We start from the raw sequence: 21,396 nt of genomic DNA, 5'->3' as shown, positions 1-21,396 counted from the left end.
AAACTATGTTTTAATCTTTTAAACTAATTTCAAAAAATTGCATACCAATTCTTAAAATTGGTTACACACACTAAATTAGCTTAAGTTAGGAGGCGGTGTAGGCACCGAAGGATGAAATGGATCGAAATACCGTTTGAAATTATCTATAAAACTATTATTTATACCATATAGATGAAGCACAGATGACCACACATAAGTGTGTTGAAAATCTGCTTTGTAATCAAAGAGCTTTACTTTAGCCTTACCGGAATCTCCATCAGTACTATGTTCAGCTTCAATTTGCATGATTACGGAAACCATGATATTCTTATCAATATGACTAAAAAACACCGGTGCGCCAGAAATTACCATCTTCGCCGAGAAGATACTTAAGAAGGTAATCACTATTAAAAAACGGTATTTTCTTAGAAACATTTGTTTTTACTTTTTTCTAACTCACCAAAAATAGCTCCAAACATTGCTTACTTACAAATTATCATGTAAAAAAAATGTAATTTAGTTGTTGCTTCTCCTTGTGCTATACCCCTACTTTTTAAAATATCTGGAAGCATTTTAAAGAAAAATGCTTCATTTACCGTAATTTAGGCGATCAAAATTCTTTTACTCATTCATGAAAAAAATACTATTAATCCTGATATTTTTTTATCCGGTTGTTCTTTTTGCCCAAAGTAATAATGCTCCTTCTACCTATGATCCTCACGAAATTGCTATAACAGGTTATTTGCAAACACAATTTCAAAAAGCACAATCTGAAGGAATTTCTTCCTTTTCGGGTGGAGATTTCTCAAAAAACTCTGATAGTCGTTTCATGATACGCAGGGGCCGATTGAAGATTGACAGGGCAGATAAGTATTCAAGTATTGTTTTTCAAATAGATGCTACGCAAAACGGAATTCAATTGATGGATGCATTTATACAATTACACCAACCTGATTCAAAAACCCTTCTCTTAACCGCAGGTCTGTTTAACCGCCCTTTTGGCCATTCTATTGTTTATTCATCAGGATATAGGGATTTCCCTGAAAGAGCACGGGTTTTCCAGACTTTAATGCCAAGGGAAAGAGATATTGGCGCTATGGTAACTTACCATCCAAAAAAGCTTTTTAAATTTCTGACAGCAGAATTAGCAGTTGTAAATGGAAGTGGTTATAATGCAAGAGACTATGATTCAAAAAAAGATATTATTGGAAATCTTGGTTTCAAATTCGATAGCCTGGCAAATAAAAAACTTCACCTAGGTTTTGGAGCCTCTATTTATGAGGGCAGTGTGCGGAATAATACAGAGAGTTATTATTCAGCAACAGCCTCAGGTTTTGAAAAAAATACTAGTCCAAATAACGTAGGCTATTTTGGCAAACGAGAATATTATGGGGGTAATTTGCAACTCCAGTATGATAATACCTTTGGCAGAACCATCTTTAAGGCCGAATATCTTCAGGGCACGCAACCTGGTGTAGCAGCCTCGGCAAGTGTAATAGGTCCTCTTTCAAGTACTAGTTTCTCAGCACAGCCTGCAACAGATTTATACCTGCGTCCATTTTCTGGATACTACTTATGGCTAACCCAGCAAATTGCAAATACTAAATTCACTGCACTTGTATCTTATGATGTGTACGATCCAAACAGAGAAATAAGTGAATCGGAAATTGGTGTTGCAGGAAATAACACTACAGCCGGTGATATTAAATTCAGTACCCTTGGCTATGGCATTACCTATCTAATAAATTCAAGATTTAAACTTACATTGTACAACGAGCATGTGGTAAATGATGGCACAAAGCTTCCAGACTATACTGCTGACTTAAAAGACGATGTATTTACTACCAGATTGCAATATCGCTGGTAAATAATTAAAATTATTAGGGTTTAACATGAAGAATAAAATTGAGGCACTTCAGGACAAAATAAAAAAAGCGAATGAAGGTGGTGGCCAAGCGAGAATTCAAAGTCAGCACAAAAAGGGTAAATTAACCGCAAGAGAGCGAATTCATTTTTTATTGGATGAAAATTCGTTCGAAGAAATCGGCATGATGGTAACCCATAGAAGTGTAGATTTTGGAATGGAACGCGAGAAATATCTGGGCGACGGAGTTGTAACTGGTTATGGGAACATAAACGGCCGTCTGGTTTATGTGTTTTCACAGGATTTTACAGTTTTTGGAGGTTCCCTTTCTGAAACACATGCCGAAAAGATCTGTAAAATAATGGACATGGCCATGAAAAATGGGGCCCCTCTTATTGGCCTGAATGATAGTGGCGGAGCAAGGATACAGGAAGGCGTAGTTTCATTAGGTGGTTATGCAGATATTTTTTACAGAAATGTTCAGGCTTCGGGAGTTATCCCTCAACTTTCGGCAATAATGGGGCCTTGTGCAGGCGGCGCAGTTTATTCACCCGCTATTACTGATTTCATTTTAATGGTAGAGAATACCTCATACATGTTTGTTACGGGACCAAATGTTGTTAAAACTGTAACTCACGAGGAGGTTAGCTCTGAAGAACTTGGAGGTGCTTCAACTCATGCTACAAAATCAGGAGTAACTCATTTTGCTTGCCCAAATGAACTGGATGCCATTAATCATGTTAAAAAATTACTGAGCTATATGCCTCAGAATTGCGAGGAAATTCCAACACAATTACCTTATACATTAACAAATGAAAGTCGCTTGTCTCTTAACTCCATTATGCCTGAGAATGCGAATCAGCCTTACGATATAAGATCCATAATAACTGAAGTTGTTGATACAGATAGCTTTTTGGAAGTACATAAAGATTATGCGGAAAATATTGTTGTCGGATTTGTCCGCTTAGCTGGTAGGAGCATAGGAGTTGTTGCAAATCAGCCAGCTTACCTGGCAGGGGTTTTAGACAATCATGCTTCTACAAAAGCAGCCAGATTTGTACGCTTCTGCGATTGTTTTAACATTCCTTTGCTTGTTTTTGAAGATGTTCCCGGCTTTTTGCCTGGTACAGATCAGGAATGGAATGGAATTATTACAAATGGAGCTAAACTATTATATGCTTTTAGCGAGGCAACAGTACCGCGCATTACCGTAATTACCCGCAAAGCATACGGAGGTGCATACGATGTAATGAACTCCAAGCATATTGGGGCCGATTTAAATTATGCATGGCCTTCGGCAGAGATTGCAGTGATGGGTGCAAAGGGCGCTGCTGAAATAATTTTCAAGAAAGAAATTACCAGCGCCGAACACCCTGAGGAAAAATGGCTGGAGAAAGAGAAACTATATTCTGATATTTTTGCAAATCCTTACAGAGCTGCAGAACGCGGCTTTGTAGATGAGGTAATTGAACCTGCGCAAACCAGAATTAAGCTTATTAAAGCATTTAAAATGCTGGAAAATAAAGTTGTTAACCGCCCACGTAAAAAACACGGGAATATCCCATTATAACCTTGATGCCGGAAGTCCATATTGAACAAATCAGAACTGACTTAACCTGGAGGATAAGACATGAAGTGATGTATCCTGATTTACCTTTTGATGCTATAAAATTGGCAAATGATGAAGAGGGAATACATTTTGGATTATTTGTGGGCAATCAATTAGCATCTGTAGTTTCATTATTTAACAAAGGCAACATTTATCAGTTCAGAAAATTCGCAACAATTGTGGAATTGCAGGGAAAGGGGTATGGATCACTTTTACTGGATCATATAATTAGCTTTGTTAAAACTTTTGGAGCTATAAAGTTATGGTGTAATGCACGCGTATCAGCAATTCCTTTTTACAACAAATTTGGCTTCATTCAAACAGATAAAATTTCTACCAATAATGGTATCGACTTTGTCATTATGGAGTTAGAACTCAATAATTAGCTTGCTGCTTAGGCCTTAGTTTCTATATTTGTTTACAATAAAAAATATAAGATGGCAAAGAAAAAAGAAGATAAAAAGAAACACGTAAGTGTAGTAAATAAGAAATCGCTTCAATTTTTTGAAAAATATATCAATAACCCGTCTCCGACAGGGTTTGAATATCCCGGCCAAAAGTTATGGCTGGATTATTTAAAGCCTTATATAGATGAAAGTTTTATAGATAATTACGGAACAGCAGTTGGTGTTATTAACCCTAAAGCAGATTTTAAGGTAGTTATTGAGGCTCATGCAGATGAAATCTCTTGGTTTGTTAATTATATAACAGCAGATGGCTTAATTTATGTAATCCGCAACGGAGGTTCGGATCATCAAATAGCTCCGTCTAAAAGAGTGAATATTCATACGGATAAAGGCATGGTTAAAGCCGTATTTGGATGGCCTGCAATTCATACCCGTAACGGAGGCGAAAAAGAAGAAGCTCCGGCATTAAAAAACATATTTCTTGATTGCGGATGTACATCTAAAGAAGAAGTGGAAAAACTAGGCATTCATGTAGGCTGTGTAATTACTTACGAAGATGAATTCATGGTTTTAAATGACCGCTATTATGTGGGTCGTGCACTTGACAACAGGGCTGGTGGATTTATGATTGCTGAGGTTGCAAGACTGCTTCAGGAAAATAAAAAGAAATTACCCTTTGGACTTTATATAGTGAATTCCGTTCAGGAAGAAATTGGATTAAGAGGGGCTGAAATGATTGCACATAGAATTAAACCTAATGTAGCAATAATTACTGATGTTACTCATGATACTACAACCCCTATGATCAGTAAGATCACCCAGGGAGATTTAGCTTGTGGTAAAGGCCCGGTAGTTTCATATGCCCCAGCTGTTCAAACAAATCTGAATAAATTGCTTATTGAAACAGCTGAAAAGAATGACATACCTTTCCAGCGCCAGGCATCATCACGTTCAACTGGTACAGATACTGATGCTTTTGCATACTCTAATGGCGGCGTTCCATCGGCATTAATTTCTTTACCATTAAGATACATGCATACTACTGTAGAAATGATTCACAAAGAAGATGTTGATAATGTAATTAACCTGATTTATCACTCACTGCTGAACATAAAAAAAGATCACGATTTTACCTATTCCAGGTAAATTTAAATAACTAATTTTTAAGCGTGCCCGTTAATTCGAGGCACGCTTTTCTTTTTGTTTAGATTTCGGGTGCTTTTCTTACTTTTATAAAAAAACTATGTTCCTATGAGTGATCAATCTGCAAAATTCACAGAAAAAATTAAGGCTTCCTATACACCAAGTGGGTCATACATCTATTTGGGGGCAGGTATTCTGGATGGGCAAGTAATTGCTGAGGCTGAGGTTAACCTTTCGCTAAAGATGATGAACAGGCATGGTCTAGTTGCAGGAGCAACGGGCACAGGAAAAACCCGCACATTACAATTGCTATCAGAACAGCTATCCGACGCAGGTGTACCTGTGTTTATGCTTGATGTAAAAGGAGATTTGTCGGGTCTTAACCAGCCAGGGCCAATCAATCCGAAAATAGAAGAGAGAGCGAGTCAGCTTGGCAGGCCTTTCAGCCCTTCCGGATTCCCTGTCGAGATTTTTTCTCTGTCTGGCAAACTAGGTGCACAAATGCGAGCTACAGTTCTTGAATTTGGCCCCACCCTACTCTCTAAAATTCTTGATTTAAATGATACGCAAGCAGGTGTGCTGGCTGTGATCTTTAAATATGCCGACGATAATAAGTTGCCAATTATTGACCTGAATGATCTTAAAAAATTAGTTTCATATTTAGCCGAAGGTCAAGGCGCCGAGGAGATTAAAAGTTCTTACGGCAAAATATCTACCGCAACTTCTGGAACAATATTAAGAAAGATCGTTACTATTGAACAACAAGGCCTTAGTGCGATGTTTGGCGAACGATCTTTTGACATAGAAGATCTTTTTACCAAAACCGATGGCAAAGGAGTAATTAGTTTACTTAATATCTCAGATGTACAAAACCAGCCTGTACTTTACTCTACTTACCTGCTAAGTTTACTTGCTGAGATTTTCTATAACATGCCTGAGGCGGGAGATTTGGATAAACCTAAACTGGTTTTCTTTTTTGATGAGGCACACTTATTATTTAAAAATTCATCAAAAGCATTCCTTGAGCAGATAGAAACTATTATTAGATTGATCAGATCAAAAGGAATAGGCGTATTTTTCTGTACTCAGGCCCCTACCGATGTCCCTGAGAGCGTATTATCTCAACTTGGGAACCGTGTTCAGCATGCTTTAAGAGCATTTACACCTAACGATGTTGATGCGCTTAAAAAGACTGTAAATACTTATCCCAGATCCGAGTTTTACGAGATTGATAAAATGTTAACTTCATTAGGAACCGGACAGGCATTGATAACTGTATTAAATGAAAAAGGTATCCCAACAGAAGTAGCCGCAACAATGCTTACCCCTCCAAGAGCAATTATGGGTCCTCTTAGTGCTGCAGATTATAATAGCCTTATCCAGTCAAGTGAGCTAACTGCTAAATATCAGGAATCAATTGACCCTGAGAGCGCCTATGAAATTCTAACTAAACGTGTAAATGACAAATTAGCTGAGGAGGAATCAGAAGAAATAGAAGAAGCGCCAAAGAAAAATGAGAAAAGTTTAGTAGAACAGGTAATGGGTGCAACTATAACCAGACAAATAGGAAAAGAAATAGTGCGTGGCATATTTGGTATGCTTACAGGGAAAAAACCTCGCAGCAGTGGTGGAAAGGGAATATTTGGATTTTAACCACCGCCATACTCCTATGATACAGTGAGAAACGTTAAAAAACTAATAAAAAAACTATCTCACTTTTTACATTGAATATAAATTGAATCATTATTTTCGCTGCATGAAAAAACCTACCTTATTAATATTAGCAGCTGGCATGGCAAGTCGCTATGGCAGTATGAAACAAATTGATGGCTTTGGCCCCAATGGAGAAACAATTATTGATTATTCTATATACGATGCAATTAAAGCCGGATTTGGCAAAGTAGTTTTCATCATCAAAGAAGAATTTGTAGAAAACTTTAAAGCCATATTTGAACCTAAATTAAGCGGTAAAATTGAAACGGATTATGTTTTCCAAAATTTCGATTTGAAACAATTTGGAATAGAGGAAGAAATCTATCGTGAAAAACCATGGGGAACTGCTCATGCTATTCTATCTGGTAGAAATGTAATTAAAGAGCCTTTTTGCGTAATCAACGCAGATGACTATTATGGCTATGATGCATTTAAAAAAATGGTAGACTTTTTAAATAATGAGGCAACTGATAGTAATTATTCTATTGTTGGTTATCAAATTGGAAAGACGCTATCTGATTTCGGATCTGTATCTCGTGGTGTTTGCAAAACCAATGATGCTGCATATCTTGAAGAAATTACTGAACGCACACAAGTTTATAAAAAAGATGGTGGAATAGTATATGAGGAAAAAGGATCTGAATATCCATTAGAATATAATACCCCTGTTTCTATGAACTTTTGGGGCTTCACTCCAGCAGTTTTTAAACTAACGGAAGATTTATTCAGAGTATTTGCTTTAGAAAATAAAGAAAAACCAAAAGCTGAGTTCTTTATTCCTTTGATTGGTGAGAATCTTGTAAAAAGCGGTGCAGCTTCTTTCAAAGTTATTCCTACGGATAGCCAGTGGTTTGGAGTAACCTATAAAGAAGATAAACCTTTTGTACAGGAATCTATAGATCAGCTGGTAAAAGATGGAACTTACCCTGCTAATCTTTGGAACTAGTTAAACGCTATTAAAGGCAATAAAAAAAGCCTCCTGGTAAATTTACCAGGAGGCTTTTTTTATTGATTAAAGGACTATTTCTTATCGTCTTTTACTTCTTCAAAATCAACATCAGTAACGTTATCGCCACCATCAGCTGCCTGAGCTCCATCCTGAGCACCGCCTTCAGGTTGTGCACCATCCTGTCCTGATTTATACATTTCCTCTGAAGCTGCATTCCATGCATTTTGCAATTCAGCTTGTGCTGTATCAATATCAGCAAAGTTTCTCGCAGCATGTGCATCTTTAAGTTTTTTCAAACCTTCTTCAATAGGTGCTTTTTTATCAGCCGATAATTTATCACCGAATTCTTTTAATTGTTTCTCAGTTGAGAAGATTAAAGCATCAGCACCGTTGATTTTTTCTGCTTCTTCTTTAGCAGCTTTATCAGCTTCTGCATTTTTCTCGGCCTCATCTTTCATTCTTTTAATCTCTTCATCAGTTAAACCTGAAGAAGCTTCGATACGGATTTTCTGCTCTTTACCAGTTGCTTTATCTTTAGCACTTACATGCAAAATACCATTTGCATCAATATCAAATGCTACTTCAACTTGAGGAACTCCACGAGGTGCTGGTGGAATACCATCTAATATAAAGCGCCCAATTGTACGGTTTTGAGCCGCCATAGGGCGCTCTCCTTGTAAAATGTGGATTTCAACTGAAGGCTGATTATCAGCTGCAGTAGAAAAAGTTTCTGCTTTTTTAGAAGGTATGGTTGTGTTAGCTTCAATTAACTTCGTCATTACACCACCCATAGTCTCGATACCTAAAGAAAGAGGGGTTACATCTAATAACAATACATCTTTAACTTCTCCGGTTAAAACACCACCTTGAATTGCAGCACCAATAGCTACCACCTCATCAGGGTTAACACCTTTAGATGGTTCTTTACCAAAGAAAGCTTTTACTGCATCCTGAATAGCAGGAATACGTGTAGAACCACCAACAAGTATAATCTCATCAATATCACTTGTTTTTAAACCTGCATTTTTCAAAGCTGATTTACAAGGGTCAATTGTACGTTTAATTAAATCACTAGCTAATTGCTCAAATTTAGCACGGGTTAAAGTTCTTACCAAGTGTTTTGGACCTGTTGCATCAGCAGTGATATATGGCAAGTTAATCTCAGTCGAAGTTGTACTCGAAAGCTCAATTTTAGCTTTTTCAGCAGCTTCTTTAAGACGTTGCAATGCCATTGGATCCTGATGAAGATCCATGCCGTTCTCATTTTTAAACTCCTCAGCTAACCACTCAATAATGATATGGTCAAAGTCATCACCACCAAGGTGAGTATCACCGTCAGTTGATTTTACTTCAAATACACCATCACCTAATTCTAATACAGAAACGTCATGAGTACCACCACCACAGTCAAACACAACAATTTTCATATCCTTGTGTGCTTTATCCAATCCATAAGCTAAAGCAGCTGCAGTTGGCTCGTTAATGATACGTTTAACAGTTAATCCTGCAATTTCTCCAGCTTCTTTTGTTGCCTGGCGCTGAGCGTCATTAAAATAAGCTGGCACAGTAATAACGGCTTCTGTTACTTCCTGGCCTAAGAAATCTTCTGCAGTTTTTTTCATTTTCTGCAAAACCATTGCAGAAATCTCTTGTGGTGTATATTTACGGTCGTCAATTTCAACCCTTGGTGTATTATTATCACCCTTCACTACCTTATAAGGCATGCGGGATATTTCTTTAGAAACTTCAGCAAAGCTGCTTCCCATAAAGCGCTTAATTGAAGAAATTGTTTTTGTTGGGTTAGTAATTGCCTGACGCTTCGCAGGCTCACCTACTTTACGTTCTCCATTTTCTGCAAAGGCAACAATGGAAGGCGTAGTACGTTTACCCTCGCTGTTGGCTATAACTACAGGTTCGTTACCTTCCATTACGGCTACGCAAGAGTTTGTTGTTCCTAAGTCTATACCAATAATTTTTGACATGCTATTTTTATCTATGTTAATGTTTGTGAAATCTTTATTTACATCTGATTAACAAGCAATGTGCCAATAGAGTTTTGGCAGAAAAAATAGTTTTCCTATAAGATTTTCAATATAAAACTGTCCGAATTACATAATAAAAATGTGACAGTATGACAGAATTCGTTTAAATCTCTTCTTTTAAGAGTTTTTCCAGATGATGATAACTTATTCCAAAATAATCCTTAGTCGCCTCTATCTGAGCAAGTATCTCAGTTTTTTTATTGTTATCAACGCTACCTTTTATACCTACTACTAAAACATTTTTAGGGGTATGAACATCTGATATAAATTCAAATACTTTAGTTTTATAACCAAAATACTCCAGTACTAATGCCCTAATGCCATCAGTTATCATCTCTGCCTGACGCTCCAGAAATATTCCATACTTGGTTAAAAAGGAAACACTATTTTTAGCTTTACCCTTTTCCATTTCTCTTCTGATCTGCTTATGGCAGCAAGGTGCTACAACAATTAATTCAGCCTTTGCCTTTATTCCTTTATAAATGGCATCATCGGTTGCAGTATCGCAAGCATGTAGGGCAATTAACAAATCTATTGAATCAGAACTATAACTATCAATGCTCCCTTGCTCAAATCGCAATTGATTAAAGCTTGCCTTTTCAGCAATTCCATTACACAACTGTACTAAGTCCTCTCTGAATTCAACACCAACCATATTCACACTTAGATTAAGAACATTATGTAAGTAATCATAAAGAGCAAAGGTGAGATACCCCTTGCCAGAGCCCATATCCACAACATTTCGAATTCCCGCATTTGATATTTCCTTAATCAAAGAGCTCAAAATCTCAATATACTGATTAATCTGCTTGTACTTGTCTTGAGAATTTTTAAAAACATTCCCTTCCTGATCTGTAATTTTTAGATCTTGCAAATAAGTTTTTCCCTCTGGCCCGATAATTCTTTTCTTCTCTCTATCATGAGCCAAATTTGGCTTAACATTAGAAATGTTCTGACGTTCTCTTAAGGAAATTGCCCCCTTCTTCCCATGTTCAATAATTACTTCCTTTTCAGTAGTAAATAGTGTACATATCCTAAAATCATTGCTGATCAGATTACCTATCAAATCAGAACCTTCCGGGATACTCAAGTTCTTAAAAATATCGCGGGTTTTATAACGATAATTAAAAGAAAGCACATCTACTCTCTTAATCTTTACTCTACGAACATATATATTCTTAAGCTCTTTTTCATTGCCATGATAATTGCCTAAAGATGCTTTTAGAAAAAGATTTAAAGAGATGCTTTCAGATAATTGATCCAGAAATAATTGGATATTCAGTTGATTCGACATGAAATTAGATTACTGTACAAAGATAGTTTTTTTAAAAACAAAAAAAGTCGGTCCAAATTGAACCGACTTTCGTATTTTGATATGGAAATATTATTCTCCTTTATCTTCTTTTGCTTCTTCAGCAGCAGGAGCTTCTTCAACAACCTCTTCAGCTTTAACTTCTTCGGTTTTTGCTGCAGGAGCGTCAGATTTTTTAGCTTTGCTTCTACCACGACGAGTAGTTTTCTTCTCAGCTGCTTCTGCTTCTTTACCGTAAACTTCGTTATAGTCAACTAATTCGATTAATGCCATTTCAGCATTATCACCTAAACGATTGTTTAACTTAATGATCCTGGTGTAACCACCTGGACGGTTAGCAACTTTTGCAGCAACATCACGGAATAATTCAGTAACAGTTTCTTTATCTTGTAAGTAACCGAAAACAATACGACGAGAGTGTGTTGTATCAGATTTTGATTTAGTGATAAGAGGCTCCACATACGTACGCAAAGCTTTTGCTTTTGCTAATGTTGTAGAGATTCTCTTATGTTTAATTAACGATGAAGCCATATTAGCCAGCATCGCCTTACGATGTGAATCTGTTCTTCCTAAGTGATTTACTTTTTTACCGTGTCTCATTTTTAAATTTATTCAGTGTATACCGTCTCTATGAAATTAATCTGAGGGAATTACACACTATTAACAATATATAATTTATACTTTTTAATCTATTATTCTTCATCCAGTTTGAACTTAGATAAGTTCATACCAAAAGATAAACTTTTAGATTTTACAAGTTCTTGTATCTCTGTTAAAGATTTTTTACCGAAGTTTCTGAATTTTAACATATCAGCTACATCATAAGAAACCAAATCAGCTAAAGTACGAATATCAGCTGCTTTTAAGCAATTCAATGCACGAACTGATAAGTCTAAATCAACCAATTCAGTTTTTAAGATCTTACGCATATGCAAGATTTCCTCATCAACTTCCTTAGTTTCTTCTTTAGCTTGAGATTCTAATACTAAATTCTCATCTGAGAACAACATAAAGTGCTGGATCAAGATCTTAGCAGCTTCTTTTAATGCCTCTTCAGGATGGATAGATCCATCAGTAGAAATATCTAATATTAATTTTTCGTAATCTGTTTTTTGCTCAACACGATAGTTTTCAATCGTGTATTTTACATTTTTCATTGGAGTGAAGATCGAGTCTATCGCAATAACTCCAACTACAGCATCATTGATTTTGTTCTCTTCTGCTGGTACATAACCACGTCCTTTATTAATGGTCAGTTCCACCTCTAAAGTAACAGATTTCTCCATGTTACAGATAACGAAATCTGGATTAAGAACTTCAAAGTTATTAGAGAATTTAGTGATATCTCCTGCAGCAAATTGCTCTTGGCCATTTACTACAATAAAAACTTTCTCAGAATCACCTGAATCACCTACTTTTTTAAAACGCACTTGTTTTAAATTAAGGATAATTTCAGTTAAATCTTCTACAACACCTTTCATTGTAGAAAACTCATGAGATACGCCAGAAAAACGAATACTTGTAATGGCATAACCTTCTAAAGAAGAAAGTAATATTCTTCTTAGGGCATTACCAATTGTTACACCGAAACCGGGCTCTAAAGGACGAAATTCAAATATACCATCGAAATCTGTTGATTTCTGCATGATTACCTTATCGGGTTTCTGAAATGCTAAAATTGCCATTTATAATGTTTTTAGATCGTTATTAAAATTATGCAACATAAAAAATTAATTGCCCGTAGGCAATTAATAAATATATTACTTAGAGTATAACTCTACTATAAGGTTTTCTTTGATGTTTTCTGGTATCTCATCACGATTAGGATAAGTTAAAAATTTACCAGTTAACTCACTTGCATTCCAGTCTAACCAATTGAACTTATTGATTACTCTTCCTGCTACAGAATTGGTAATTGCTTCTAATGTTTTTGATTTCTCACGAACTGCAACAACATCTCCTGCTTTTAATTGATATGAAGGGATATTAACTACCTCACCGTTAACTGTTACGTGTTTATGGCTAACTAACTGACGAGCAGCTGAACGTGTTGTAGCAATACCTAATCTATAAACTGTATTATCTAAACGAGCTTCCAATAATTGCAATAAGTTATCACCTGTAATACCTTCACGTGAAGATGCTTTTGTAAACAAGTTACGGAACTGACGCTCCAATACACCATAAGTATATTTAACTTTTTGCTTTTCCATTAATTGAACAGCGTACTCAGATTGTTTTCCTCTTCTTTTTGAGGCACCGTGTTGCCCAGGAGGATAATTTTTTCTATCTAGAACTTTATCAGGGCCGAAAATTGGCTCTCTGAACTTACGCGCGATTTTGGACTTTGGTCCTGTATATCTTGCCATTGCTTTTTGTTTTAAAGTATCATGCAGCCTAAAGCTACAGACTCTTAGCTTTAAAAATTAATAAATTAAACTCTTCTCTTCTTAGGAGGACGACATCCATTGTGTGGAAGCGGTGTAATATCTTTGATTGAGGTTACTTCAATTCCTGAAACTTGCAATGTTCTAATTGCAGACTCACGACCTGAACCTGGACCTTTAACAAAAACCTCTACTTTACGTAGGCCTAAATCAAATGCTACTTTACCGCAATCAGATGCAGCTTGACCTGCTGCATATGGAGTGTTCTTTTTAGAACCTTTGAATCCCATTTTACCTGCAGAAGACCATGAAATAGTTTGACCGTTGTTATTTGTTAGGGTAACAATGATATTGTTAAAAGTAGCATTGATGTGCGCCTGACCAACAGGCTCTATAACAACAATACGCTTTTTGGTAACTTTTTTACTCTTAGCCATAATTATTATTCAGTACTAATTTTTATTTAGTAGCTTTTTTCTTGTTCGCAACTGTTTTTCTCTTGCCTTTACGTGTACGAGAGTTGTTTTTAGTACGCTGACCACGTACAGGTAAACCTTTTCTGTGACGTAAACCACGGTAACAACCAATATCCATTAAACGTTTAATGTTTAGTTGAACCTCTGAACGTAAAGCTCCTTCAACTTTTACGCCATCATTTATAATAGTACGAATTGCTGATAATTCATCATCAGACCAGTCCTGTACTTTTTTGCTTAAATCGATACCTGCCTCAGTTAATATACGTTGTGCAGTTGATCTACCTATTCCGAAGATATAAGTTAATCCAATTTCGCCTCTTTTGTTTCTTGGTAAATCAATACCTGATATCCTTGCCATATTTGTACTAAATGTTTGATTATTTGATTAAACGACAGATTGAGTAACCTGTACATTCAATCCAATCATACTTCAATAATTTCTTAACCTTGACGTTGCTTAAACTTAGGGTTTTTCTTGTTTATAACGTAAAGCTTACCTTTACGACGAATAACCTTGCAATCAGCGCTACGTTTTTTAATTGATGACCTAACTTTCATTTTATTTATATCTATAAGTAATCCTGCCCTTTGATAAATCGTAAGGCGACATCTCTAATTTTACTTTATCTCCGGGTAAAATTTTGATGTAATGCATCCTCATTTTTCCCGAAATATGAGCTATTATCTCATGTCCATTTTCTAGTTCAACTCTGAACATGGCATTTGATAATGCTTCTTTTATTACACCGTCTTGTTCAATTGAGGCTTGTTTAGCCATATAATATTGATTTTTACTTAATTAGCTGCTATTAAACAGGGTTGCAAAATTAAATAAAAAATTTTAATTATTTACTTTTTTTCTATTAAAACTTCTTCAATTAAAGAAAAGGTAGATAAAACATCTGCTTTTCCCTTTTTTACAGCCACTGTATGTTCAAAATGTGCAGAAGGTCTATTATCACTACTGGTTACTGTCCAGCCATCAGACCAAAACTTCACTCCGGCTGTGCCGGCATTTATCATTGGTTCTATTGCTATTACCATCCCCTCTTCCAGCTTAATTCCACTTCCACGTTTACCGTAGTTAGGAACCTCTGGCTTTTCATGCAATTTAACTCCTACTCCATGTCCTACAAGCTCTCTAACCACCCCAAAACCATTCTTTTCAGCAAGGTCTTGAACAGCAAACCCAATATCTCCAATCCTGGAACCTACTACAGCTTTTTCAACAGCTAATCGCAAACACTCCTGAGTTACCTCTACCAACTTCTTCTTCTCAGCACTTACTTCCCCAATTGAGAATGTATAAGCAGAATCTCCAAAGTAGTTATTCTTAATAACCCCACAATCTACTGAGATAAGATCACCTTCCTGAATCACATAGTCGCTAGGAAAACCGTGAACTACTTGCTCATTAGGCGAAATACACAATGAATAAGGAAAGCCATTATAGTTCAAAAAAGCGGGAATCGCCCCATGATCTTTAATAAAAGTCTCAGCCAGCTGATCTAACTTTTTGGTTGTAACACCTGGCTGAATAACTTTTGCTACTTCAGCTAATGTCTTTGACACTAACAAAGAGCTTTCTCTTATTAACTCTATTTCCTCAAGGGATTTATAATAGATTTTAGACATCCTCTTCTACTATATCACTGCGTTGCTTCCGCTAGCGGCTGGGATCCCCGTTCTTCCGGTAACACGACCAGTCTTCATTAAGCCATCATAATGACGCATTAACAAATAACTCTCGATCTGTTGCAATGTATCTAACACTACACCTACCAGAATTAATAAAGAAGTACCGCCATAGAAATGAGCAAATTCTGACTTAATTCCAAACTTTACTGCAATTGAAGGAAGAATAGCGATGATTGCTAAAAAGACAGCACCTGGAAAGGTAATCTTTGAAATCACATCGTCTATAAAAGATGAAGTAGACAATCCAGGCTTGATCCCAGGAATAAACCCTCCGTTCTTTTTCATATCATCCGACATCTGAGTAGGATTAACCGTAATAGCAGTATAGAAAAACGTAAATGCAATAATTAAAAAAGCAAATGTTAAACTATAGGCCAGTGAAGTATAATCACTAAACTGGATTAACCATGTATTTTGCAATGAAGGAAAAAATTGCGTTAAAGTAGCCGGGATAAACATTAATGCCTGAGCAAAAATGATCGGCATTACACCTGCTGCATTCACTTTTAATGGGATGTACTGTCTTACACCACCAAATTGTCTGTTACCAACAATTCTTTTAGCGTACTGAACCGGCACTTTACGTACACCTTGTACAATCATAATAGTAAACATAACAACTGCAAAAAGAGCAACTATTTCAATAACCAAAGCGATAAGTCCGCCATCTCCTACAAATCTTGAGCTGATTTCTTGCTGCAAAGCAATAGGTAAACGCGCAATAATCCCTACCATAATGATCAAAGAAATACCATTACCGATACCTTTATCTGTAATCTTCTCTCCTAACCACATTACAAATAATGTACCTGCGGCTAACACAAAAGTTGCCAGAACAAAGAATAATGTATGATTAATGATAATTGCCTCTGGTGGAACCTGAGTTTTTACATAACCAATTGCTTGTACAGCTGTAATAGCAACAGTTAGATAGCGTGTAATTTGATTCAGTTTATTTCTTCCACTTTCACCTTCCTTTTGCATTTTCTGAAACGAAGGTACAGCAATACCTAATAGCTGAACTACAATTGATGCAGAAATATAAGGCATAACTCCTAAAGCAAGAATAGATACTCTGGAGAAAGATCCCCCAGCGAACATATCCAAAAGACCTAAAAGGCCAGACTTTTCATTATCGCCTAAAAGAGTTGCATCAACACCTGGTAAAACCACATGCGATACAAATCTATATACCAAAAGAATCATGAGCGTAAATACTATACGCTCTTTCAATTCTTGAATTTTCCAAATATTACTTAAAGTAGTAAACAGCTTCTTCATTAATTACAATTTTTCGATTGAGCCTCCAACAGCCTCAATAGCTTTTTGTGCAGTAGCAGAAAAAGCATGTGCTTTAACTTCTAATTTAGATTTAACCTCACCACGACCTAATACTTTTACAAGATCATTTTTTGATGCCAAACCGTGCTCTTGCAAGGTAGCAAAATCAATGGTAGTTAAGTTAAATTTCTCAGCCAAACCTTGTAAAACATCTAAGTTTACACCAACATATTCAACACGGTTAATTGGTTTGAAACCTACTTTAGGTACACGACGTTGTAATGGCATCTGACCACCTTCGAATCCAATTTTAGTTGAATGTCCTGAACGTGATCCAGCACCTTTATGTCCACGTGTCGAAGTACCACCACGACCAGAACCCGTTCCACGACCTATTCTCTTACTATTTTTAGTAGAACCTGCTGCAGGTTTTAAATTACTTAAGTTCATTTTTAAAACTTATTGTGTTGCCCTTCGCTTTCACTAATCAGGGACAACGGTTAAACAATATACAAAGGTTGCAAATGTAGTCATATAACTCACATTTGCAACCTTAAATAATTATATACTCTCGATAGCTACTAAGTGATTAACTTTTCTAACCATTCCAATAATGGCAGCAGTTGCTTCTACTTCTACACTTTGGTTCATTTTAGTTAAACCTAAAGCCTGCATCGTTCTTTTTTGGCGTTCGCTTCTATCGATAATGCTTTTTACCTGGGTTATTTTGATCTTCGCCATAATATTATCCGTTAAAAACTTTATTTAAATCTACACCACGTTGCTGAGCCACAGTATAAGCATCACGCATCTTAGTTAAAGCATCAACAGTTGCTTTTACCACGTTATGTGGATTAGATGAACCTTTTGATTTTGCCAATACGTTATGTACACCGGCACTCTCTAATACAGCACGCATTGCACCACCTGCAATTACTCCGGTACCTACTGCAGCTGGTTTAATTAAAACAAAACCACCTGAGAACTTACCGATTTGCTCGTGAGGAACAGTACCTTTTAACAAAGGAACTTTTACTAAGTTCTTTTTAGCATCATCAATGCCCTTTGCAATTGCTTCTGTTACCTCTTTAGCTTTACCCAATCCGTAACCTACGATTCCGTTTTCATCTCCAACAACCACGATTGCTGAGAAGCTGAAAGTACGACCACCTTTGGTTACTTTGGCCACACGCTGTATGCTAACTAAACGATCTTTCAATTCGATTTCGCTAGTCTTAACTCTTTTTATATTGATAGTTGACATTCTTATCCTATTTTCAGATTAAAATACTAAACCAGCTTCGCGAGCACCTTCTGCCAACGATTTTATACGTCCATGGTATAAATAGCCATTTCTATCGAAAACAACTTCTTTAACACCTGCTGCGATTGCTTTTTCGGCAACTAATTTACCTACAGCCACAGATTGCTCCGATTTGCTTCCAGTACCTGAAAAATCTTTAGATAAAGATGAAGCTGATACAATTGTACTACCGGTTACGTCGTTAATGATTTGAGCATAAATTCCTTTATTGCTTCTATAAACCGATAAACGTGGACGGCTTTCAGAACCTGCTAATTTTTTTCTGATTCCTTTTTTTATACGATCTCTACGAGATAATTTTTTCCCTGCCATGATGATTATTTTTTAGAAGCTGATTTACCTGCTTTTCTTCTTAACACTTCTCCTACAAACTTGATACCTTTACCTTTATATGGCTCTGGTGCACGTAACGAGCGGATTTTCGCAGCTACCTGTCCTATCAGTTGCTTATCAATACTTTCCAAAATAATTTTTGGAGTCTGACCTTTTTCTGAAGTTGTCGTTACCTTAATTTCTTCCGGTAATTGGAAAACATAATGGTGAGAATATCCTAAAACAAGATCTAAAGTATTTCCTTGGTTAGTAGCACGGTAACCCACACCTACTAATTCTTGTTCTAATTTATAACCATCTGTTACACCAACAACCATATTATTCAACAAAGAACGATACAAACCATGTAACGCTTTGTGTCTTTTTTGATCTGATGGACGTTGTACAGTTAGTACACCATCTTCCTGACTTACAGTGATATCTGAATCTACTGCTTGAGTTAACTCACCTTTAGGACCTTTTACAGATACAACGTTATCTTTAGATACCGTAATTGTAACACCTGAAGGGACATTAATTGGGGCTTTTCCTATTCTTGACATTTTGCTATCCTCCTTTAATTAATAAACGTGACACAAAACTTCGCCACCAATGTTTAGTTTGGCAGCTTCTTTATCAGTCATAACACCCTTAGATGTAGATAAGATCGCGATACCTAAACCATTTAATACTCTTGGCATATTCTCTACGCCAGCATATTGCCTTAAACCTGGTTTACTGATACGTACTAATGTACGGATTGCAGGTATTTTCGTGATAGCATTATATTTCAAAGCTATTTTGATTGTACCTTGAGCATTAGTGTCCTCAAATTTGTAGTTGGCAATGTAACCTTTATCAAAAAGAACTTTAGTAATTTCCTTTTTAAGGTTTGATGCAGGAATCTCTACAATTCTGTGATTTGCCTTGATGGCATTTCTTACCCTTGTAAGATAATCTGCTATTGGATCTGTATTCATTTTTATATAGTTGTGATAGTGGTTTCCTTCCCGACCTATTCGGGACGACCTGCCATCGGTTAATATTTAATTTCTACTCAAGGCACAACCTTAAGCACAAAGAAGCTGTATTACCAGCTTGCTTTTCTAACTCCAGGTATTTTACCTGCTAAAGCCATATCACGGAAAAGTACCCTTGATATACCGAAAGTACGCATATAACCACGAGGACGACCTGTTAATTTACAACGATTGTGCAAACGTACAGCAGATGAGTTTTTTGGTAACTTATCTAATCCTTCATAATCACCAGCAGCTTTAAGTTCAGCACGTTTCTCTGCATACTTAGCTACTAATTTCTGGCGCTTAATTTCGCGAGCTTTTACTCCTTCTTTTGCCATTATAGATTTGTATTTTGATTTTTAAATGGTAATCCAAATTGTTTTAAAAGTTCCAATGCTTCAACATCAGTAGTAGCAGTAGTTACAAAAGTAATGTCCATACCTAAAATCTTATTGATCTTATCGATGTTGATCTCTGGGAAGATGATTTGTTCAGTAACACCTAAAGTATAGTTACCTTTTCCATCAAAACCTTTATCATTGATACCTTTGAAATCACGGATACGAGGCAAAGCTACGGAAATTAAACGATCTAAAAACTCATACATGTTATTATCACGCAAAGTAACACGTACACCTACCGGCATACCTTTACGTAACTTAAAGTTTGAGATATCTTTTTTAGATTTTGCTCCAACCGCTTGCTGACCTGAAATAGTAGTCATCTCTAAAATAGAGCTGTCCATTATTTTCTTATCAGTTACAGAGAAACGCCCAACACCTTGGTTAATAGCGATTTTCTCTAACTTAGGAACTTGCATAACACTTTTATAGTTGAACTTCTCTTTAAGTGCAGTTACAATTTCCTCTTTATATTTACTTTTTAATCTTGGTACGTAAGCCATTATTTGATCTCCTCTCCTGATTTTTTACTAACCCTAACTAATTTCCCATCAGCATTAAGCTTTCTGCCAACGCGTGTTATTTCACCTGATTTAGGATCTATTAACGCTACGTTAGAAATATGAAGAGCAGCTTCTTTTTTAATGATACCACCATTTGGTGTAGCAGCATTTGGTTTTGTATGTTTTGATACAAGGTTAACACCTTCTACAAGGATTCTGCTTTTAGTAGTTAATACTGAAAGAACTTTTCCTTGTTGGCCTTTTGAATCGCCAGCTATAACCTTTACTAAATCTCCTTTACGGATTTTTATTTTTGGTGTAGTTACTTTATTTTTCATTTTATAATACCTCCGGTGCTAATGATACAATTTTCATGAATTGTTTTTCACGCAGTTCTCTTGCTACCGGGCCAAAAATACGTGTACCACGCGGCTCATCTTGTGCATTTAATAATACTGCTGCATTGTCGTCGAAACGGATGTAAGAACCATCTTTACGTCTGATCTCTTTCTTTGTTCTTACAACAACTGCTTTAGAAACTGTTCCTTTCTTGATGTTTCCAGAAGGCAATGCACTTTTAACGGTAACAACAATTTTGTCACCAATAGAAGCATATCTCTTTCCGGTACCACCAAGCACACGGATAACCAATACTTCTTTTGCGCCGCTATTGTCGGCTACGTTTAATCTTGATTCCTGTTGTACCATGTTATTTAGCCCTTTCTAAAATTTCCACTAATCTCCAGTTCTTGTTTTTACTCAGCGGACGAGTCTCCATGATCAGTACTGTATCTCCAATACCGCAATCGTTTTTCTCGTCATGAGCCATAAATTTGGTAGTTTTCTTAACAAACTTACCATAGATCGGGTGTTTCACTTTACGTTCTACCGCTACAACAATAGATTTATCCATCTTGTTGCTTACCACCAACCCGGTTCTTGTTTTTCTTAATTGTCTTTCCATTTCGACT

At 36.3% G+C, this 21,396-nt stretch carries 29 protein-coding genes; 6 read left to right on the top strand and 23 right to left on the bottom strand.

The annotated features are described in order from the left end of the window. Window positions 1–75: 75 nt before the first annotated feature. Window positions 76–414, bottom strand: coding sequence for a hypothetical protein (locus CPT03_RS21405; protein ID WP_099440726.1), 339 nt, complete (start codon window positions 412–414; stop codon window positions 76–78). A gap of 196 nt (window positions 415–610) precedes the next feature. Here CPT03_RS21405 and CPT03_RS21400 point away from each other — a divergent pair, with 196 nt between their 5' ends. From CPT03_RS21400 to CPT03_RS21375, 6 genes are all read left to right on the top strand, one after another. After that, entirely contained in the window at window positions 611–1,846 is a 1,236-nt protein-coding gene (locus CPT03_RS21400) for a porin (RefSeq protein WP_099440725.1), read from the top strand. A gap of 25 nt (window positions 1,847–1,871) precedes the next feature. Further along, complete coding sequence (locus CPT03_RS21395; RefSeq protein ID WP_099440724.1) at window positions 1,872–3,413, top strand: acyl-CoA carboxylase subunit beta; 1,542 nt, start codon at window positions 1,872–1,874, stop codon at window positions 3,411–3,413. A gap of 5 nt (window positions 3,414–3,418) precedes the next feature. Continuing rightward, a complete protein-coding gene (locus tag CPT03_RS21390; protein WP_099440723.1) occupies window positions 3,419–3,838 on the top strand; it encodes a GNAT family N-acetyltransferase in 420 nt (139 codons plus the stop codon). Window positions 3,839–3,889: 51 nt separating this feature from the next. Further along, a complete protein-coding gene (locus CPT03_RS21385; protein ID WP_099440722.1) occupies window positions 3,890–5,005 on the top strand; it encodes a M42 family metallopeptidase in 1,116 nt (371 codons plus the stop codon). Between the two features lie 105 nt (window positions 5,006–5,110). Next, a complete protein-coding gene (locus CPT03_RS21380; RefSeq protein WP_099440721.1) occupies window positions 5,111–6,655 on the top strand; it encodes a helicase HerA-like domain-containing protein in 1,545 nt (514 codons plus the stop codon). 103 nt (window positions 6,656–6,758) lie between these two features. Then, a complete protein-coding gene (locus tag CPT03_RS21375) occupies window positions 6,759–7,661 on the top strand; it encodes an NDP-sugar synthase (protein ID WP_099440720.1) in 903 nt (300 codons plus the stop codon). Window positions 7,662–7,735: 74 nt separating this feature from the next. On the opposite strand, the gene dnaK is transcribed toward CPT03_RS21375, so the two are convergent. From dnaK to rpsQ, 22 genes are all read right to left on the bottom strand, one after another. Next, on the bottom strand, window positions 7,736–9,646 hold the full coding sequence (dnaK, locus tag CPT03_RS21370) for a molecular chaperone DnaK (protein ID WP_099440719.1): 1,911 nt from the start codon (window positions 9,644–9,646) through the stop codon (window positions 7,736–7,738). Window positions 9,647–9,809: 163 nt separating this feature from the next. Next, window positions 9,810–11,000, bottom strand: a complete 1,191-nt coding sequence (locus tag CPT03_RS21365; RefSeq protein ID WP_099440718.1) for a class I SAM-dependent methyltransferase — start codon at window positions 10,998–11,000, stop codon at window positions 9,810–9,812. 90 nt (window positions 11,001–11,090) lie between these two features. Next, the gene (gene rplQ / locus CPT03_RS21360; protein ID WP_099440717.1) at window positions 11,091–11,618 is read right to left on the bottom strand and encodes a 50S ribosomal protein L17; all 528 of its coding nucleotides are present in this window, start codon (window positions 11,616–11,618) and stop codon (window positions 11,091–11,093) included. Between the two features lie 92 nt (window positions 11,619–11,710). Beyond that, window positions 11,711–12,703 carry a DNA-directed RNA polymerase subunit alpha gene (locus tag CPT03_RS21355; RefSeq protein WP_048907425.1) on the bottom strand — a complete coding sequence of 331 codons (993 nt, stop codon included), beginning with the start codon at window positions 12,701–12,703 and terminating at the stop codon, window positions 11,711–11,713. A gap of 75 nt (window positions 12,704–12,778) precedes the next feature. Beyond that, entirely contained in the window at window positions 12,779–13,387 is a 609-nt protein-coding gene (gene rpsD, locus CPT03_RS21350) for a 30S ribosomal protein S4 (RefSeq protein ID WP_069379645.1), read from the bottom strand. 65 nt (window positions 13,388–13,452) lie between these two features. Continuing rightward, window positions 13,453–13,842: a 30S ribosomal protein S11 gene (gene rpsK, locus CPT03_RS21345; RefSeq protein WP_048907426.1), complete on the bottom strand. Its 390-nt coding sequence runs from the start codon at window positions 13,840–13,842 to the stop codon at window positions 13,453–13,455. Between the two features lie 22 nt (window positions 13,843–13,864). After that, window positions 13,865–14,242 (bottom strand): 30S ribosomal protein S13, encoded by a 378-nt coding sequence (gene rpsM, locus CPT03_RS21340; RefSeq protein ID WP_048907427.1) that lies wholly within the window; start codon window positions 14,240–14,242, stop codon window positions 13,865–13,867. Between the two features lie 83 nt (window positions 14,243–14,325). Beyond that, the gene (ykgO, locus tag CPT03_RS21335) at window positions 14,326–14,442 is read right to left on the bottom strand and encodes a type B 50S ribosomal protein L36 (RefSeq protein ID WP_008244551.1); all 117 of its coding nucleotides are present in this window, start codon (window positions 14,440–14,442) and stop codon (window positions 14,326–14,328) included. Window position 14,443: 1 nt separating this feature from the next. Beyond that, window positions 14,444–14,662, bottom strand: coding sequence for a translation initiation factor IF-1 (gene infA, locus CPT03_RS21330; RefSeq protein ID WP_048907428.1), 219 nt, complete (start codon window positions 14,660–14,662; stop codon window positions 14,444–14,446). 71 nt (window positions 14,663–14,733) lie between these two features. Further along, entirely contained in the window at window positions 14,734–15,519 is a 786-nt protein-coding gene (gene map, locus CPT03_RS21325; protein ID WP_099440716.1) for a type I methionyl aminopeptidase, read from the bottom strand. Between the two features lie 9 nt (window positions 15,520–15,528). After that, window positions 15,529–16,863 carry a preprotein translocase subunit SecY gene (gene secY, locus CPT03_RS21320; protein WP_099440715.1) on the bottom strand — a complete coding sequence of 445 codons (1,335 nt, stop codon included), beginning with the start codon at window positions 16,861–16,863 and terminating at the stop codon, window positions 15,529–15,531. 3 nt (window positions 16,864–16,866) lie between these two features. Next, a complete protein-coding gene (gene rplO, locus CPT03_RS21315; protein ID WP_099440714.1) occupies window positions 16,867–17,313 on the bottom strand; it encodes a 50S ribosomal protein L15 in 447 nt (148 codons plus the stop codon). A 111-nt stretch (window positions 17,314–17,424) separates the two neighbouring features. Continuing rightward, window positions 17,425–17,604: a 50S ribosomal protein L30 gene (rpmD, locus tag CPT03_RS21310; RefSeq protein WP_099440713.1), complete on the bottom strand. Its 180-nt coding sequence runs from the start codon at window positions 17,602–17,604 to the stop codon at window positions 17,425–17,427. Window positions 17,605–17,608: 4 nt separating this feature from the next. After that, on the bottom strand, window positions 17,609–18,127 hold the full coding sequence (gene rpsE, locus CPT03_RS21305; protein ID WP_099440712.1) for a 30S ribosomal protein S5: 519 nt from the start codon (window positions 18,125–18,127) through the stop codon (window positions 17,609–17,611). An 18-nt stretch (window positions 18,128–18,145) separates the two neighbouring features. Further along, on the bottom strand, window positions 18,146–18,499 hold the full coding sequence (rplR, locus tag CPT03_RS21300; protein ID WP_099440711.1) for a 50S ribosomal protein L18: 354 nt from the start codon (window positions 18,497–18,499) through the stop codon (window positions 18,146–18,148). Window positions 18,500–18,504: 5 nt separating this feature from the next. After that, window positions 18,505–19,062, bottom strand: coding sequence for a 50S ribosomal protein L6 (gene rplF / locus CPT03_RS21295; protein WP_099440710.1), 558 nt, complete (start codon window positions 19,060–19,062; stop codon window positions 18,505–18,507). An 18-nt stretch (window positions 19,063–19,080) separates the two neighbouring features. Beyond that, window positions 19,081–19,479, bottom strand: coding sequence for a 30S ribosomal protein S8 (rpsH, locus tag CPT03_RS21290; protein ID WP_099440709.1), 399 nt, complete (start codon window positions 19,477–19,479; stop codon window positions 19,081–19,083). A 110-nt stretch (window positions 19,480–19,589) separates the two neighbouring features. Continuing rightward, window positions 19,590–19,859 carry a 30S ribosomal protein S14 gene (rpsN, locus tag CPT03_RS21285; RefSeq protein WP_012780786.1) on the bottom strand — a complete coding sequence of 90 codons (270 nt, stop codon included), beginning with the start codon at window positions 19,857–19,859 and terminating at the stop codon, window positions 19,590–19,592. Continuing rightward, complete coding sequence (gene rplE, locus CPT03_RS21280; RefSeq protein WP_099440708.1) at window positions 19,859–20,425, bottom strand: 50S ribosomal protein L5; 567 nt, start codon at window positions 20,423–20,425, stop codon at window positions 19,859–19,861. The genes rpsN and rplE overlap by 1 nt, the downstream gene beginning before the upstream one ends. After that, window positions 20,425–20,763 carry a 50S ribosomal protein L24 gene (gene rplX / locus CPT03_RS21275; RefSeq protein ID WP_099440707.1) on the bottom strand — a complete coding sequence of 113 codons (339 nt, stop codon included), beginning with the start codon at window positions 20,761–20,763 and terminating at the stop codon, window positions 20,425–20,427. Before rplX ends, rplE begins: the two co-directional genes overlap by 1 nt. Window position 20,764: 1 nt before the next feature. Further along, window positions 20,765–21,133, bottom strand: coding sequence for a 50S ribosomal protein L14 (gene rplN / locus CPT03_RS21270; protein ID WP_008244575.1), 369 nt, complete (start codon window positions 21,131–21,133; stop codon window positions 20,765–20,767). A 1-nt stretch (window position 21,134) separates the two neighbouring features. Then, window positions 21,135–21,389, bottom strand: a complete 255-nt coding sequence (gene rpsQ, locus CPT03_RS21265) for a 30S ribosomal protein S17 (protein WP_048907439.1) — start codon at window positions 21,387–21,389, stop codon at window positions 21,135–21,137. Between the last annotated feature and the right edge of the window lie 7 nt (window positions 21,390–21,396).

The organism is Pedobacter ginsengisoli (assembly GCF_002736205.1).
Lineage (GTDB): Bacteria > Bacteroidota > Bacteroidia > Sphingobacteriales > Sphingobacteriaceae > Pedobacter > Pedobacter ginsengisoli_A.
Note: the sequence above shows the minus strand (reverse complement) of the source record. Positions and strands in the feature narration are given on the sequence as shown.